Genomic DNA, 15,299 nt, shown 5'->3' with positions numbered 1-15,299 from the left:
GGTCCCATCGCGCTGCGCGCGATGACAGCGAACCCCCGCGCTGCGCGCGGGGGTTGCGTTCCCGCTTCGCGGGAACGCTGAGCGGCTCGCTTCGCTCTCCGCTCAACAAGCCTGCACAGCAGGCTTGTTGACGCTCCTTCCGCTTTGCTCCAGGAGCGAGTGCCCCGCTTTGCGGGGCATGGCCGGCCTGTGGCCGGCCGGGTGGCCTTCGCTGCGCTCCGGCACCCCCGTGACGCGATGCGTCACGGGGGTGTGCCACGCTTCGCGCGGCCCACCTTTCGGGCCTCGCGGCCCGAGCGGCAGCAGGCAGGGGCGGGTGGCGGTTGGTCAGAAGAAGGTGCGTGTCGGCTGCGGGGCTGGGAGAGGGTGGGTGACTGGTCGTCAAGTCGGCCGTCGAGGACGCTGGTCTCCTGTGCCGGGGTCAGCCTCACTATGCTTCATAATGAGATGTGGATCGATTCTGGGAAAGATCACGCCTCCCGGAACGGGCCCTTGCGCCCGTCTGTCATCGGGCCAGTGGAACTGCGTACCCGCCCAACCAACCTGCATACCCACCCGTGCGCCGCAGGGGGACCGCATGCCAGAGACATCACAGCAAGCGCCAGCCGCAGACTCAAGATGCAGGCTGGCAACGGGAGTTCAGCGTGGTGGGTGGAGCGAGCGCTGTCCGAAGTACGGGGGCGGCCATCCTCTTTTGTGCGCTTCGATCGTTCGGCGGGTGTGGGGCGGCGGGTGGGGACAGCCGTACATGAGGTCGGGCTCTCGCATCGCCCAGGACAGCGCGTAGTGGGCGGGGCTGAACGGCCAGATCGTCTCCGGTGGCTTGGCCGGAGCACGTGAGCCTTTGCGTCGTTTGGGCCGGGGCGGCTGAGGCGGGCGCAGCTTGCAGCTTTCGGCGAAGCCTGTCAGGTAGGGCAGACCGGTGCTGCCCAGCGGGTCGGTGAACAGCGGCCCGCTGGTCCCTGAGGCGATGCGCCACGCGAACGCCGCGGCGAGCAGCAGGGGTCGTGCCCAAGCGGGCACGTGGTGGGTCATGCAGCCCTGGCGCAGTCCGTCGTCGTGAAGGGTGATGGTGGAGGCGTCCGGGGCTAGGTCGCGGACGTGGGCGGTGGCCAGTTGTGTGGTGGACGCTGCGGTGAAGACGGCGGTGGCGAGCTGGGCTGCGAGGTGCGGGTGCGCGGTGGCTCGGTGCAGGCGGTGGGCGACCTCTGCCTCGGTGAGGGCCGGCAGGACAGGTGCGAAGAAGTCCCGGTCGGCGGCCATGGGCGCAGTGCACTGGCAGGGGCGGGTAGCGGAATCGAAGGCGGAGAGCGTGGTCAGCGCGGGGAGGTTGAGCCATCGGTTGGCCAGCGGCCGCCTGGGGGCGGGTGCCGATGGTGTGGTGGCAGGCGGATCCGCCGCGGGTAGGAGGGCTGTCGCCTCCGCCATGAGGTGAGGGACGGCGGCGAGAGCACGCTCCAGCGGGGCGGGGACGTGGCGGGTGTGGCAGACCAGGGTCACCCTGAGACCGGTGCGCTGACGCAGCTGGAAGACGGCCCGCAGACGGTGCGGGGTGAGGAAGTGGGCGCGCAGGAGCATCAGGTGGCTGGTGCGGGTGGCGAGGATCCAGGCTGCCGCCAGTGTCCAGGCGGGGGCGGTGTCGAGCTGCCGGTAGCCGGCCAGAGGAACGGGCTTGTCGAGGGCTGCGAGGACGTCGTAGGCCAGAGTGAGGGCGGAGTCGGTGCCGGGTGTGGGATGGACCGTGAGTCTTCCGTCCTCGGGAGCGTGCGCGGCGAGGGCGGCGCGTGTGTGGACCAGGTCGTCGCCGGGGTCGAGGACGACGGTGACCGGGGGCGGGTTGTCGCAGATCAGCATGGTCAGACGGCTTGCCGGGTGGCCAGTTTGCTGTAGGACCAGCGCAGCAGTTCCTCGTCCACCTCGTGGCGGCCCGTGTCCTTCAGGCCCGTCACGAGGTGGTGGGTGATCTTCGCCCAGGCCCGGAAGTTCCCGTGCGCGGCCTCCTGGTCGCAGACTCCGATCAGTTCGGGGTCCGCCTCCGCCCATACCGGGTGGAAGGCGGGGATGACGGTGAGGACCTCGTCCAAAGGCATGCGGCCGATCTCCTGCCAGGCGTACACCCGGGATTCGAGCATCGGCTCGCTCTGCAGCATCTCGAAGCAGCCGTTGCCGCCGGTGAAGACGATCGTCAGGTCGGAGTCGGTGTCGTCCCACAGGTAGCGCAGGTACTCGAAGCACAGCTTCGACAGCCACTGCGCCTCGTCACACACCAGCACCCGCGGCTCCTGAAGCGCGCCGCGCAGCATCCGGTCGAACTCGATCGCATGCGCCGGCGGCCGGCCCGGCAGCCCGAGCGCATGGAAGAGCTCGTGCCGCAGGTCCCGGGTGGAGGGGCGGGCCCGGAACTGGATCCGGCGGGTCGATGCCGGTGCGAGTTCACGCAGCGAGGCGTTCACCGCGAAGGACTTGCCGTTGCCGGCCTGCCCGTAGATACAGATCATCGCCTTCGCCTCGATCGCCGCCCGGACGTTCTCCCGCGCCGTGAGCAGCGCCCGCGTGGACACGACCTGAGCGCCCGCAAGACGCATGAAGTGGTCTTCACGCTCTGCCGGCAGACGGCCCCTGCGAGCCGGGGTGTTGGTCATCTTCTCCTCGCTCCTCGCTGTCCGGGCCAGGCCCGTTGATGTCGTCAGGGGTGGGCGATGCCGGAGCCTGCTGTGCCTGTACTCCCTGTCGCGCGCCGGACAGGCGGGGGCGGGCCCAGCCGGGAGGCGGGTCCCTGGGCGGGATCAGGTCCGGCAGGGCCCGCGCCGCCAGATCCGTCACTCGTGCGCGGGTGATCTCCTGCTGTGCCTGCCGGCCAGTGAGCGTGCGCCTCGGGCGGGGAGCATCCGGTGTCGTCGTGGCCGTGTAGCGGGTGCGGCGCAGTTTCTCCGCCGCCTTCAAGTCGGCCTTCAGCGCACGGGCCTTCTTCTCTCTGACCGAGCTGAGCGCCCTGCGCTGCTCCAGTGTCGCGGTCTGGGCGAGGTAGGCCTTTCCCAGATGCCGGGCCGGGTCGGTGGCGTCGAACACCTCGATCTCGCCGTCGTAGTGCGGCAGATACCGCAGCCGCACGCGGGTACCGACGCGACCGACCATCCACGGCGCAATGTAGGCACGCCGCCGCCAGGTGACCCCGTTCGTGCCGATCTTCCGGACCCGGCCGTCGTCCTCCAGCGCGAAGAACGCCAACTGCTCCTCCGGCACGTCCTCCAGAGGAGTCGGGTCCGCTTCCCACGCCTGCCGGGGCGTGCCATTGTCCTTGAGACCTGCGGGGCGGTGCTCGGTGTTCCACCAGGCCACCCAGTCCAGCAGCACCTTCACGAAGTCGGCGAACGGCATCAGAGCATCGACCGGATCACTCTGGTGCGCCCCGGCCGGCCGGGCCCGGCGCGTGTACCCCGGCAAGGAGACCAGCAGCATCTCCTCCAGCGCCCCGTTCAGAGCCTCGACCGTGCCCTTCCGGTACGGCGTATAGGCGGGAAGATCATCCACCGGCACCGCGAAAGCCCCCAACGCCCGGGTAACCGCACGGCACAGGAACTCCTTGCCCCGGTCCACCCGCACCACGACAGGAAGACCACCGAAGGGACCGTAAGGACCCGCACGGCTGATCCCCGCACGCAACGCCGCCAACACCGCATCCCGAGCAGGCTGATGCGGCGTGACCGCCACACCCACGATCACCTTCGTCGCCACATCGACGAACCACGTCACCCACGGACACACAGCCGTGCCGTCCAGCTCCACCCGGACCGGAACCCGCTTGTGATCACCCTCCCAGCACGCATTGCGGTGGGCGGGAGGGCGCTTGCCGTACACATCGAACCGACGACGAGCCCCCTCACCACCCTTCAGCCCAGCCCGCTCCCCCGCCGACAGGTCCTGGCGTACGGCGCGCTGCAGCGTACGCAGAGAAGGCACCGAGTCCGGCTCGCCGGCCGCAGCGGCCTCGGCAGCCAGTTCCCGGTGCACCGCGGCCACGTTCCCGCCCCACACCGCCAGACGCGCACGCAGATCCACAGTCGTACGGACCCGCGCGGGCCTCCGAGCCGACAACCGCCCCTCACGCCGGGCCACCGCCACCCAGCTCCACACCGTCCGCAGCGACACCCCAAGAGCCTCTGCAACCAGACGCGCATGGTCTGTGGTCAACTCACCCCGCAAATCCAGCGCCACCAGGCGCGCCACCGCACCCTCACGCCCCATACCCGGACGCCGCGGCATGTCCTCGTCGGCAGAAACCTGATCGGACACCCCACCCCCAGCCGCAACCCCACACAGTGCGGCTGTCCACGCCCGGGACTATCCATCCCGACACGCCGACCAGGTCAACACGAACGAGGGAAGCAAGGGAATACGGGCCATCGCCCCGTCGGCGCCCGGTACACCAGTTCACACTTGAGTCGTGACCCTGTCGAGCACCCTCTTCCACTACACCAGCACCAAGTCCTGGGAGAAGATCCGCGCATCCGGCTACATCGACACCACATCCCAGGCAGCACGCCATCTGGACGGCCAGTCCCCGCATGTATGGCTCACCGACGGCCCCGGGCACGACAGCGGCCTGCGGGACCCGGACCGGACCGTCGTCCGGATATCCCTCGCCCCCGCCCCGTCCATCCTCTACTGGCCGCTATGGCGCGAGCTGTGCGACAACCGGACCGCCGTGGAGCAAGCCGGAGGCGACCCAGCAGCCTGGTACCTATCCGATCAGCCCATCACAGCCGAGTACTGGGGCGCGGTGATCCGGATGGACACACGCGAAACACTCCTCAGCACGGACGCCGCCGAGCACCCGGCCTCATCCTGGGCAACAATGCCCATCCCATCCCGGATCAACGAAGCAATCCGCCGCCTCGACCGGCTCAGGCCGTCCGACCCATTTCGCGCCCACCGGATCGACCAGCAGATCGTCAACCTGAAAGCCATCATCAACCGGAACGAACCGCAACAACGGCAACGAGCAGCATGGCGGACCCTGAAAGCCGAGATCGCATCCTTCCCAGAACTCCCGCCGCAGTAGCAACCCGACCGAACCGCAACCGGCCGCCCTCTGAACACCCGGCCTGCTGTACCCGGGCCCCTCGCACGACAACAAACCCTCACTGGCAAACGACAACAACCTTCACCAACAAAGCGACACCCCCACGCCCCCGTCCACTCCCCCGACCAGCACAAACACCCCACACTCCCGGTGCAGACAGCTGACGCACTCCACCGCAACTCACACGTCGCCCATCAGGCGGAGCTCGATGGCTTCAGTTGCAGATGCCGAGGGTGCCCCTGGGGTCGGCGGGGTCGTAGACGATGGCGCAGATCTTGTGGCCCGGACCGTCATTCCACCAGCCGGAGCCTGCGCCGTTGGAGCTCCAGAGGTACCCGCCGTTGTCCGTCAGAACGAACGTGCACTGGCCGTTATCGGTAGCAGTGGGGTTGAGCTCCTGCTCGTCATGCCACGCACCGTTGACGTATTTCAGTTGGATCTCCTGGTCGGCGGTGCAGTTCGGCGTGGAGATCCAGTGGTCGCCCTCGTTGGCGGCGAAAGCGGGCGTGGTCGCGAAACACAGAGCGATCGCGGCACCGACGCCGAGGACGGCAATGGCGGATCGCAGGGACGTACGGCATGTCAGCATGAAGCGGATCCCTCTCAGGGGCGACGCGGCCCGACGGCCAGCGAACTACACCACGGCAACACCGTCAGCGGTGGTTCTGTCGGAGCGCCCGTCAATTGATGAACATCGCGATGTCGTTGTTGTAGGCGGCGCTGGGCAGACTTCCGGCATATCTCGGGGCAATCGGTATTCCGCAGTTCATGTCGATGGGCGGGGCAGCGGGGACGCAGATGTTCCAGGAGTAGGAAGTGTTGTTCACGACCGAGGCCGCGTTCTTGTAGACGGTCTGGCCGTAACCCGAGCCGTTGCCCCAGTCCCGGAAGGAGAACTGGCTCAGGTCGCTGAACGAGCCGGGGCTCCAGTGCTCGAACGATCCCCAGCCCGCGCCGGGTGAGTTGTAGTACAGGCAGAAGGATCCGCTGGGGCAGGCTTCGGCACCGCCCGGTCCGGCGGCGTAGGCGGGGGTGGTCGTGCCAAGCAGCGTGGCGGCCGCGGCGGCTGCGAGGACCGATGCAAGCCTGGTGGTGCGGCGGCTCGGTTTCATCGTGCGCTTGTCTCCTCTGGTCCGTGGCAATGGTCGTGGGCGGGGCTCCGTCGTCAGCCGGACCTCGCACGTCGGGGTCGCGGCACCCTCCGCGGGCAGGTGGGGTGCGGTGCGCCTGGTGCCGCGTCGCACCCCGCACACGCCGGTAGCAGGCATGCCGTACTGGTTCATGAGCTGTACATCGACCGCTCGGCGTTGGCGATGCCGATCGGGAGGACCGTCATGGCGGGGGTAGCGGATCAGTTGCCGAGGTAGATCCAGTCGGTGCCGAACGTCCACAGATTGCCGGAGCTCGCGTAGACCTGGATCGCGTCCTGGCCGCTGTCCTCCCCGTAGATGTAGTCGCATGCTCCGGGCGCGAGTTGGGGGGTGGTGTAGTCCGTGGGTGTGATCGCGCGGCCGGTCTGGGCGTCCTTGATCCAGAAGTGGAAGCTGTTTGCTGAACTCTGGTGGTTGCACAGGGAGGCGTCGACCCACGGTGTCTCGGCCACCGTGTTGGTGCCCGTGATGGTCACGCCGTGGAGAGTGTAGGAGTCGCTGCCGGTCGCGGCGGACGCGGCGGTGCTGACGCCGATGATCGCGGCGGTGACCAGGGCGGTCACAGTGAGGCTGGCACGGATCTTCCGCATGTCGCCTGGTCCTCGGCTTTCCTTTGTCGGGTATGTGATGCCGTTGACGGCGCAGTGCGACAGGTTGGTCCGCTTGGCTGCCGCGCGCCTTCCGCTCTGGAGTTCTTCTTGCGGGGGGACGGCGATCAGCCGCGTCCCTTGCCTTCCTGCGCCAGGCCGGGAGCGGGAAGGCAGAGGCGGTCGCCGAGCGCTAGCCGTGGCAGCCCTGGCTGTAGCTGTAGGCGCCGCCGTCGCCGTAGTTGTAGCCGTTGGAGTAGTCGTGCCAGCCGGAGCCCCAGTCGCCTCGGCAAGCGTTGTAGGCCCAGTTCACCCCGGCTACGAACTGTTCGGTCGGATGCCCATAGATGCTGGTGGGGTCGGACCAGTAGTCCGGGTACGAGGTGTTGTTCGGGTAGGGGGTGGTGAGCAGGACGTTCTGAGCGGTGCTGTCGGCGTTCCTGCCGTTGTCCACGAAGAGGGTGACGTTCCATCCGGAGTGGCTGGCGAGGAAGGAGCTGTCGACGTGGAAGTGCGCTCGGGTCGTGTGGCAGCCGGAGGAGTACATCAGTTCCACGTAGCCGACGTAGCCGTACAGGTCAACGTCGCTCCTGGTGAGCGAGGAGTAGGAGCAGCTGTCCGCGTGGGCGGCCGTCGCGGTCACGGTGGGTGCCGCGAGGGCGGACACGGCAAGTGTCGTACTGACAGCGAGAGCCTTCAGGGCTCGGGCCGGGTTCATGGCGATTCAGATCCTTCGCATGGCGGGCAACGAGTAGGACGGCCGCGGCTGCGACCGGGGAGGTTCGAGGCAGACGCCTGCCCGGGGGTGCGCGGATGCGGTCGCGGGCAGGCGGTGCGCACGGCGCGGGCCGTGACAGGCGGGCATGTCAGTTGTAGACGTTGCTGCACTGGGTCTCTGCTCCGGTGCTCATGTCCTGGACGCAGACTTGAACCTCCAGCAGGCCGCCGGTGTCCGTGGGTCCGTGCCACCACGTGGGGGTGCTGGCACCGGTGTTGGGGGCGTAGGTGTCGGCGTTGCGGTAGGACGAGCCGGAGCCGGGTGTTTCGTAGGCGTTCCACTGGATGATCGAGATCCGGCAGTCGTCGTATGCGTGGTCCCAGGTGTGTCCGGTGACGTGGTTGGCGTCCCAGGTTGTCCAGCCGTAGCAGTTGCCGGACCATGCCTCCCAGTTGGAGCCGGCTGCCTGGGCGCTCGGCGCCAGCAGGAACCCGGTGGTCAGGGTCGCGAGGGTGCACAGGGCGGCTGCGGCGGTTCGCCGGCCGCCTCGCGACCGGCGCTGGTGCGGTTGACGGGGCATGAATTCCTCCTCCTGTGATGCCTTGCGCGATCGGGGCCGACTTTGTCCACCGGCCGCGCAGGCCGCGGTTCATCAGCTCGGTGAACACGTGCCGCCACAGCCGTGCCGACTGCAAGGGGCTTGAGGGTGCGGGCCGCTCATGCGTTCAGAGCCGCGGGTCTGGAAGCAAGTGGGTGTCGACGAAACCGGATTCACCGGCTCGCGTCGGCCTGGGATGCGGGCGTGGCACCTGTCAGCCGAACCAGCCGGTCGACTGGTCGGCGACGCGTCTGCCGGACTCCGTGATCCACGCTTCCAGCTTGTACGCCGGTGCGTGGGCGTACCAGGGGATGCTGATGCTGTAGGTCTGCCCGGGCTCGGCCAGCGTACCGCCGGTGCCCGCGTTGCTGGCCTCGGCGTACCAGCTGTCGTCGGCCTGGTAGAAGATCCGCACGTCCGTGCTGGCGAAGGTGCCGTCCATCCTCTGGGAGAAGACGGCGGTGGTGACGTCGAAGCAGGTGTACACCTGCCAGCCATAGGCACTCGTGACGGGGGTGCAGTGGGTGTCGTCGGCGCTGGCGCTGGTGGCACCGAGGCCGACCAGACTTCCGGTCGCCAGCGTCAGGGTCGCCGCGGCGGCGGCGAGTCGCGTGCGCATCCTTGGGTGTCTCCTTGCTCGTGCGAGCAGGGATCGCCCGCGGTCGTCGACATGAGATCGTCGGTACGAGATCTTCGGTACGAGATCGTCAGTACGAGAAGCAGAAGCTCGCGTCCCAGATGCTGTTGGGCGCCGAGGTGTTGGGGGTTCCGCCCCACAGCCAGCACGAGTCACCCCATGGGGCCGGCTGGTGCTCCGGAACCCAGCCCGTGGACGCGAACTGGGAGTAGACGCCCGCGTCGTCCCAGGGCATGGACCTGGCATCGCCAAGGTGGTCGAGGAACGCCCAGGTGGAGGCCGGACGACCGGTCTGGTTCAAGGTGACGACACACGCCTGGGTACCGTCCGTCGATTCGATCAGCTCCGACGTGTAACCACCCTCGGTATGGCTCTTGATGAGCCGCCCCTGGCAGACGTAGTTGGCCGCCTGAGCCTGGGAACCCGTCGTCACGACACCGGCGGTGGCGAGGGAGAGCGCGGCGAGTCCGGTGGCGAGTGCACGGCGGTGCTTCATGGCTTCCTTCCGGAACATGGTCTCGGGTCCCTGGTCTCGGGTCCCTGGTCTCAGGGGTCAGGAGGCGTGCGCCGACCCGGTCATGCCGGTCAGGGTGGCCCCGGTGGCGAGGGCGACCAGGCCGGCCGAGAGCTTTCGCGTCATCAGAGAATCCTTGACCGCAGTGATCCGCCCGGACGCTCAAGGGGTGCCACGAGTGGCCGACCGCTCAGCACAGCCACCGGCCGCTGCCGTTCGGACTCCCGACGACGGTTCCGTTGGAGAAGTCCCAGGCGGCGGTGATCGCTTCGAGTTCGTTGCAGTTGTAGGTCCAGTCGACGTACGCCTGGAACTGCTCGGTGGACGGTCCCCAGATCGACACCGAGGGAGAAGGGAGGTCGGTCTGCGAGGTGTTCTGGTACGGCGTGTCGACGGAGAACCCCTGCGTCGTCCGGATGGCCACCCGCGCGTTCCAGCCCGAGTGCGAGGCGGCGAATCCGGAGTCGATGTGCATGACCGCTTCGACCCGATGGCAGCCGGAGGAGTACCTCATCTCGACGTATCCGATGTACCCGAGGTTCCCCGTACTGATGTCGTCGGTGTTGAGTCGCATGGAGTAGCTGCACGCATCTGACGCAGCCGCAGTGGCCACGTCGGCGCTGACGGCCACCGATCCCGCCGCGGCGACGGTGACGGCGGCTACGGCGACGGCGAGGTGCCGCAGTCCGGATCTCATGATGCCGGGTTCATCCCCTCTGAAGTGGCCGGGCCAAAGCCCGCGTTGGCGTCCTGGCGTCCGCGCTGCCAGGTGCGAGACGGCGCGGGGACGGTCGAGCGCTGTACGGCCGGCCGGCACCGCGTCCGATGGCGATGGCGGTGGCGGTGACTCATCCGATGGTTCAAGGGCGTACTGCCTCGGCTGGGCGTGGCCGCCCGGCCGGTGAGAAGCAGCGGTCCTGCCGGCCCGTCGGTCAGCCATGGGCCCGGGCCGCGCCGGTGGAGGCGACAGTGGCGACGGCCGTCGTCGCGGCCGCCACGACTGCCTTGACCAGGCGTTTCATCGCTGTTCCTTTCGTCGCGCGGGAATGGCTGAGTGCCCCACGGTGACGCTATGGACACGGGTCCGCCGACCGTCCTAGATTCGTCCTAGTGCCTGGTCAGCCAGGGGATGGGCACTGATGGTGAAGTGCCGGGGGGAACATGAGATTTGGTGTGCTGGGGCCGTTGCACGCCCAGATCACCGGGCGCGAGGTCCGATTAGACGGACCGCGGCAGGCCAAGATGCTGGCCGCGCTTCTGGTCGACGCCAACGACGTCGTCGCCATGGAACGGCTCGTCGCCGTGATGTGGGACGAGGAGGCACCCGCCACCGCGGTCCGTCAGGTCCAGGACGCTCTCTCCGGGCTGCGCCGCAACCTCGCCGCGTGCGGAGCACCCGCTTCCTTGATCAGCACGCGGCGCGGCGGCTACCAGATCCACCTGGCCGCCGATCAGCTCGACCTGCTGGAGTTCGACCACGAGCGGCACCTCGCCGAACGGCACAAGGCCCCTTTCGAGACAGCTGTCGCGCTGCGGCGCGCGCTCGCCTGCTGGCGCGGAAACGCCTTGGTCGACATCTCCAGCCGGGTCCTGGAGATCGACGCGGCACGGCTGGACGAGAAGCGCGCCGCCACGCACAAACGGTGTCTGAGCGTCGAACTCGACCTGGGGCGTCATCGTGAGGTCGTGGAGGAGCTGACCGCCCTGCTGCGAGAGCACCCCTACGACGAGCACGTCGCCGAACACCTGATGGTCGCCCTCTACCGGTGCCAACGGCAAGGCGAGGCGCTGCAGGTGTACGAGCGGCTGCGCCGGACACTGGCAGGCGAACTCGGCGTCGACCCGACCCCGCCGATCCAGGCGCTGCATCGGCGCATCCTGGTCGCCGATCCCGCCCTGGCGGCCCCTGCCCCTGCCCCTGCGAGCGGTTCCCCGGAGACACGACCGGAGAGTCCCGGTGCGGCGGCCACCGAACCGGTCATGGCGATGCCCGTGCGCCAACTGCCGCTCGATGTACCGGACTTCGTGGGCCGGGCCGACGCGCTGGCCGAGCTCGCCCGATTACTCGACGGGACGGCTCCGAACCGGGCCCCGGTGGCCGTCGTCGTGGGCGGTCCCGGTGTCGGCAAGTCCTGTCTGGTGACGCACGCCGCGCGGCTGGCGAGCGCCGCCTTCCCCGACGGCCAGCTCTACCTCGACCTCGCCGGGACATCGGACGAGCCGCGGGACCCGGCGCTGATGCTGGCCGAGGCGCTGCGTGCCCTCTCGATCACCGGCAGCGCGATCCCGAACGGCCTGTCCGAACGGTCCGCGCTCTACCGGTCGTTGCTGGCGGACCGCCGGATGCTGGTGGTGCTGGACGACGCAGGTCACGCCGGTCAGGTGCTGCCCTTGCTGCCCGGGGCCGACGGCTGCGCCGTGCTGATCACCAGCCGCACTCTGCTGACGCACCTTCCCGGCGCCCGGCACATCGACCTGGACGTGCTGAGCCCGGCGGAGGCGCGGGAGTTGTTCACCGGCGTCGTCGGGCGGCGGCGGGTCGAGCGGGAACCGGGGGAGGCCGACGCGATCCTCGACTGCTGCGGCAACCTGCCGCTGGCGATCCGGATCGCCGGCGCCAAGCTCACCGGCCGCCCGGTCTGGTCGCTGCGGGTGCTGCGGGAACGGATCGAGGACGAGTCCCGGAGGCTGGCCGAGCTGAGGATCGGGGACCTCAGCGTGCGAGCCAGCGTCGAACTGAGCCTGCGGCTGCTGCCGGCCGACGCGGTGCGCGCGCTGAGCCTGCTGGGCCTGGTCGGCCCCTACACCCTGCCCGGCTGGGTGGTCGGCCCGCTGCTGGACCGCTCGGACGCCGAGGAGGTGCTGGAGACCCTCGTCGACGCCAGCCTGGTGCGGCTGACCGCCACCGACGCCCTCGGCGAGCCACGCTACCGGCTGCACGACCTGATCAGGACCTGTGCCGTGGAGATCGCCGCCCCGCTGCCGACGCAGGAAAAGCGGGACGCGATCATCCGGGTGCTGTCCGTCTGGCTTGAGCTGATCGGGCGCGGCACCGACCGGCTGCCGGCGGCCGGGCTGCTGGCGGCCGCGCCGGGTTCGGCGCCGCGCCGGTCGCTGCCCGATGCGGTCGTGGACCGGCTGATGGCCGACCCGGCCGGCTGGTTCGACGCCGAACGGGACAATCTGCTCGGCGCGGTGAAACTGGCCGTGGACTGGGGCCTGGACGAGCTGGCCTGGGAGCTGGCGGCCGGCGCGGCGACCTACTACGACCACCGGTGTCTCTATCAGGACTGGCAGCACGGGCACCGGCTCGCGTTGGCCGCGGCCGAGGCCGCCGGCAACATGCGCGGCGCATCGGTGCTGCTACGCGGGCTCGGCCAGCTGCACATCTACCAGGACGAGTTCGACCGGGCCACCCGGGCCCTGGAGTCCTCCCTCGGGCTGTGTCAGGACGGAGGGGACAAACGCGGCGAGGCGCTGTCGGTGGCCATGCTGGGTACGGTCAGCCGGGTGCAGGGCCGTGACGACGAAGCCCTCGAACGTGTCGAGCACGCGCTGGCCATCGCGGCCGGTGAGGGCGACCGGCACATCGAAGCGCAGCTGTCCTGCTCGATGGCTGTGATGAAGCTCATGCAGGGCAAGCTCGACGAGGCGGAGTTCTGGTTCGACGGGGCCTTGAGCCAGGCCAGGGCGCTGGGCGACGGGCACCGCGTGGCCGTGGTGCTGCGGCGGTTCAGCCGGCTGCACGATCGGTGTGGTGATCCGGACGAGGCGCTGCGCTGCCTGTGGCAGGCGTTGGCCACCTTCGAGGAACTGGGCGACGAGCGGTGTGTTGCGTACACGCTGCTGGAAGTCGGCCGTGTGTACGCCGGTCAGCACGACCGGGACCGGGCGAGCCCGGCGTTGGAGCGCGCGGCGGGCCTGTTCCACCGGCACGGCGACCGCCAGGACGAGGCCACCTGCTGGCAACTGATCGGCGACCTGTACGCCGCCGCCGGCGTTCACGACCTGGCGGACCAGCACCGAGGGCGGGCGCTGCGGCTGTGGCGGATGATCGGCGACATCAACCAGACGCAAGCTCCGGCGCGGCCATCGTCGCCGTAAGGTGGTCATGTCCCTGACCAGTGACCTCTGTCCGATCAGTCACCCGTAACTCCCGCTCGACGGCCTCGGTCTTCTGCATCGGCGGATCCGCATGCTCGATGATGACGGCCTGTCCGCGGTCAGGGGGTGGTCCTGAAGGGAATGGGACGCCCGGTGAACCTGTCGGTCAACGTCCTGTCGCCAAGTGGAGCGTCCAGACGGACGCTGATCTTCTCACCGGCGTTGTGGCGACAGCTGACCTCGTCGCCACGTCCTCCCCACAGCGGCCACGTGCGTTTCAGCAGCAGCGTCACGGCGTGAGTGGATTCGTGGGCTTCGATGCGCGGACGGTTCTCGCACGAACCCCAGCTCTCGACCGCGCTGATCGTACGACCGTTGTCGCTCACGATGACGCTTTCCCTTCGCGAGCTGTCCGTCACCGAGGCGTCTTCACTGTGCGAACGCTCCAAACGGTTCCAGAAGTGCAGTCCCACCATGACGAGGACTGCCAGGACCAGGACAGAACAGCCCATGCGCCGGAACAGTTGGGATCTACTTCCGTACACAGCAGTCTCCTCCGTGCGTTGATGTGCCGGCTGTTACGTCAATGACCGGTGCCGGGAGTCCAGTTCATGTGGCGAGGGCCTGCCGAATCGGAACATGGCAGAGCCCCGGGAAACACCACGACGGCGGCGCACCCATTCGTTCCAGGGTCCAGTCCGCTGGCGCAGGCCAGATCCGCGACGGGCTTGCCAGTTGGCCTTCGCCGGCCCGTCGTACAGCTTGCCGAGGGGACGGTGATCCGCCTGGACATCGAGCACACCTCTGCTTTCGTTGTTTCGCCGGCCGAGTCCGCCCAGGCCCGCTGGCGCGCGATCACCGGGGCCCAGCTCGTCGCCTTCGTCCGCGCGGGAGCGAGGTTCGAGAACGGCGTCCTGGTCGAGCGTCAGGACCAAGCCGCATGAGCCCCTACGACGCCCCGCAGGAAGAGCCGGCCGAGCACCTGCGTTTCGCTGCCTACCTTCGCGAGTTCGTGCAGGTCACCGGCGGCTGAGGAGACGGCTCTGGTCAAGAAGGTCCTCACCGATCCAGACCAGAGCCCAGTCCGCTGTGCTGCGGCACCTGGACCGCAGGGCCACCGCCCTCCGCCTCGGCCCCGCCTTCGAACCGTGAGCCGAGCGCACCTTCCCGGATCATCGCGTGATGGTCACTGAGTAGACCCGCGTTGAAGCGCCTCCAGCCCGTCAAGGATGGCCTGAAGGCCGATCTGGAAAGTGTTGTCGGGCGCCGCGCCGTAGTCGGCGCTGTGGGTGTCGAGGCGGGCGCGCAGTCGAGGGAACTGTGCGGCGATCTCGCGGGCTTCGGCCTGGGCTTCGCCGATGGCCTGTTCGGCGTCACCGCTGCCCTCGCGCCGCAGTTTGCGGGTGAGTGAGGCTGTCGCGGCCGGGCCGAGGGCGTTGCCGAGGACGAAGGTGAAAACGGCGGCCGCGGCCTGGTCGGCTGCGGGGCCGGCGAATCCCGCGGCCTCGTAGATGGCGAGGAGGTGGTCGTCGTGGCGGGCCTTGCCGGGGCCGAACATGAGGAGGGAGCCAAAGGCCTGCAGCAGCCACGGGTGGCGGGTGAGCATTGCGTACAGGTCGCTGGCCATGGTGGTGGCCGCCGTGCGCCAGCCGACCTCGTCGGGGTCGGGCAGCGCGATCTCGTGCCACAGTTGGTCGCCGGCGAGGGCGATGAGGTTGTCCTTGCTGCCCACGTGCCAGTAGACCGCGGTGGCCGCCGAGCCCAGCCGCTGGCCCAGTGCCCGCATGTTCAGGCCCTCCAGCCCTTCGGCGTCCAGCAGGGTGATGGCTGCCGCGAGGATCTGTTCGCGGGTCAGTGTGTTGCGGGGCATGGATTCACGATAGCCCTCGACTTGCACGCCGTTCAAG

16 protein-coding genes are annotated in these 15,299 nt (G+C 69.0%); 3 read left to right on the top strand and 13 right to left on the bottom strand.

Translation table 11 applies throughout. From position 1 onward, the window contains the following. Positions 1–639 precede the first annotated feature (639 nt). Genes ACFC8N_RS26185 through ACFC8N_RS26175 form a run of 3 tightly spaced genes read right to left on the bottom strand, consistent with a single transcriptional unit; the run spans position 640 to position 4,245 of the window. A complete protein-coding gene (locus ACFC8N_RS26185; protein ID WP_356040441.1) occupies positions 640–1,854 on the bottom strand; it encodes a hypothetical protein in 1,215 nt (404 codons plus the stop codon). A 2-nt stretch (positions 1,855–1,856) separates the two neighbouring features. After that, on the bottom strand, positions 1,857–2,585 hold the full coding sequence (locus ACFC8N_RS26180; protein WP_376290229.1) for an AAA family ATPase: 729 nt from the start codon (positions 2,583–2,585) through the stop codon (positions 1,857–1,859). 10 nt (positions 2,586–2,595) lie between these two features. After that, on the bottom strand, positions 2,596–4,245 hold the full coding sequence (locus tag ACFC8N_RS26175) for a Mu transposase C-terminal domain-containing protein (protein ID WP_376290249.1): 1,650 nt from the start codon (positions 4,243–4,245) through the stop codon (positions 2,596–2,598). Between the two features lie 199 nt (positions 4,246–4,444). Between ACFC8N_RS26175 and ACFC8N_RS26170 the strand changes: the two genes are divergently transcribed. Beyond that, the gene (locus ACFC8N_RS26170; protein WP_376290226.1) at positions 4,445–5,062 is read left to right on the top strand and encodes a hypothetical protein; all 618 of its coding nucleotides are present in this window, start codon (positions 4,445–4,447) and stop codon (positions 5,060–5,062) included. Between the two features lie 235 nt (positions 5,063–5,297). Here ACFC8N_RS26170 and ACFC8N_RS26165 read toward each other — a convergent pair whose 3' ends face one another. The 8 genes from ACFC8N_RS26165 to ACFC8N_RS26130 form a co-directional block, all read right to left on the bottom strand. Next, positions 5,298–5,672 (bottom strand): DUF4179 domain-containing protein, encoded by a 375-nt coding sequence (locus ACFC8N_RS26165; RefSeq protein WP_356030293.1) that lies wholly within the window; start codon positions 5,670–5,672, stop codon positions 5,298–5,300. Between the two features lie 91 nt (positions 5,673–5,763). Continuing rightward, on the bottom strand, positions 5,764–6,195 hold the full coding sequence (locus ACFC8N_RS26160; RefSeq protein ID WP_356030295.1) for a peptidase inhibitor family I36 protein: 432 nt from the start codon (positions 6,193–6,195) through the stop codon (positions 5,764–5,766). Between the two features lie 239 nt (positions 6,196–6,434). Continuing rightward, positions 6,435–6,824 (bottom strand): hypothetical protein, encoded by a 390-nt coding sequence (locus tag ACFC8N_RS26155; protein WP_356030297.1) that lies wholly within the window; start codon positions 6,822–6,824, stop codon positions 6,435–6,437. A 190-nt stretch (positions 6,825–7,014) separates the two neighbouring features. Further along, complete coding sequence (locus tag ACFC8N_RS26150) at positions 7,015–7,539, bottom strand: hypothetical protein (protein WP_356030298.1); 525 nt, start codon at positions 7,537–7,539, stop codon at positions 7,015–7,017. A gap of 148 nt (positions 7,540–7,687) precedes the next feature. After that, positions 7,688–8,119, bottom strand: a complete 432-nt coding sequence (locus ACFC8N_RS26145) for a hypothetical protein (RefSeq protein ID WP_376290223.1) — start codon at positions 8,117–8,119, stop codon at positions 7,688–7,690. Between the two features lie 232 nt (positions 8,120–8,351). Continuing rightward, complete coding sequence (locus ACFC8N_RS26140) at positions 8,352–8,756, bottom strand: hypothetical protein (RefSeq protein ID WP_356030302.1); 405 nt, start codon at positions 8,754–8,756, stop codon at positions 8,352–8,354. An 88-nt stretch (positions 8,757–8,844) separates the two neighbouring features. Next, positions 8,845–9,270 carry a hypothetical protein gene (locus ACFC8N_RS26135; RefSeq protein ID WP_362822039.1) on the bottom strand — a complete coding sequence of 142 codons (426 nt, stop codon included), beginning with the start codon at positions 9,268–9,270 and terminating at the stop codon, positions 8,845–8,847. 208 nt (positions 9,271–9,478) lie between these two features. Continuing rightward, complete coding sequence (locus ACFC8N_RS26130) at positions 9,479–9,985, bottom strand: hypothetical protein (RefSeq protein WP_376290221.1); 507 nt, start codon at positions 9,983–9,985, stop codon at positions 9,479–9,481. A gap of 464 nt (positions 9,986–10,449) precedes the next feature. Here ACFC8N_RS26130 and ACFC8N_RS26125 point away from each other — a divergent pair, with 464 nt between their 5' ends. Next, positions 10,450–13,392 (top strand): BTAD domain-containing putative transcriptional regulator, encoded by a 2,943-nt coding sequence (locus ACFC8N_RS26125; protein WP_376290219.1) that lies wholly within the window; start codon positions 10,450–10,452, stop codon positions 13,390–13,392. 119 nt (positions 13,393–13,511) lie between these two features. Here the strand turns inward: ACFC8N_RS26125 and ACFC8N_RS26120 are convergent, their stop codons facing one another. After that, positions 13,512–13,868 carry a hypothetical protein gene (locus ACFC8N_RS26120; protein ID WP_376290217.1) on the bottom strand — a complete coding sequence of 119 codons (357 nt, stop codon included), beginning with the start codon at positions 13,866–13,868 and terminating at the stop codon, positions 13,512–13,514. Between the two features lie 300 nt (positions 13,869–14,168). On the opposite strand from ACFC8N_RS26120, the gene ACFC8N_RS26115 reads away from it, so the two are divergent. Beyond that, complete coding sequence (locus ACFC8N_RS26115) at positions 14,169–14,336, top strand: hypothetical protein (RefSeq protein ID WP_376290215.1); 168 nt, start codon at positions 14,169–14,171, stop codon at positions 14,334–14,336. Between the two features lie 242 nt (positions 14,337–14,578). Here the strand turns inward: ACFC8N_RS26115 and ACFC8N_RS26110 are convergent, their stop codons facing one another. Then, on the bottom strand, positions 14,579–15,262 hold the full coding sequence (locus tag ACFC8N_RS26110) for a TetR/AcrR family transcriptional regulator (RefSeq protein ID WP_376290213.1): 684 nt from the start codon (positions 15,260–15,262) through the stop codon (positions 14,579–14,581). Between the last annotated feature and the right edge of the window lie 37 nt (positions 15,263–15,299).

The organism is Streptomyces sp. NPDC055966 (genome assembly GCF_042269865.1).
GTDB lineage: Bacteria > Actinomycetota > Actinomycetes > Streptomycetales > Streptomycetaceae > Streptomyces.
This window is presented reverse-complemented; position numbering and strand designations above follow the sequence as displayed.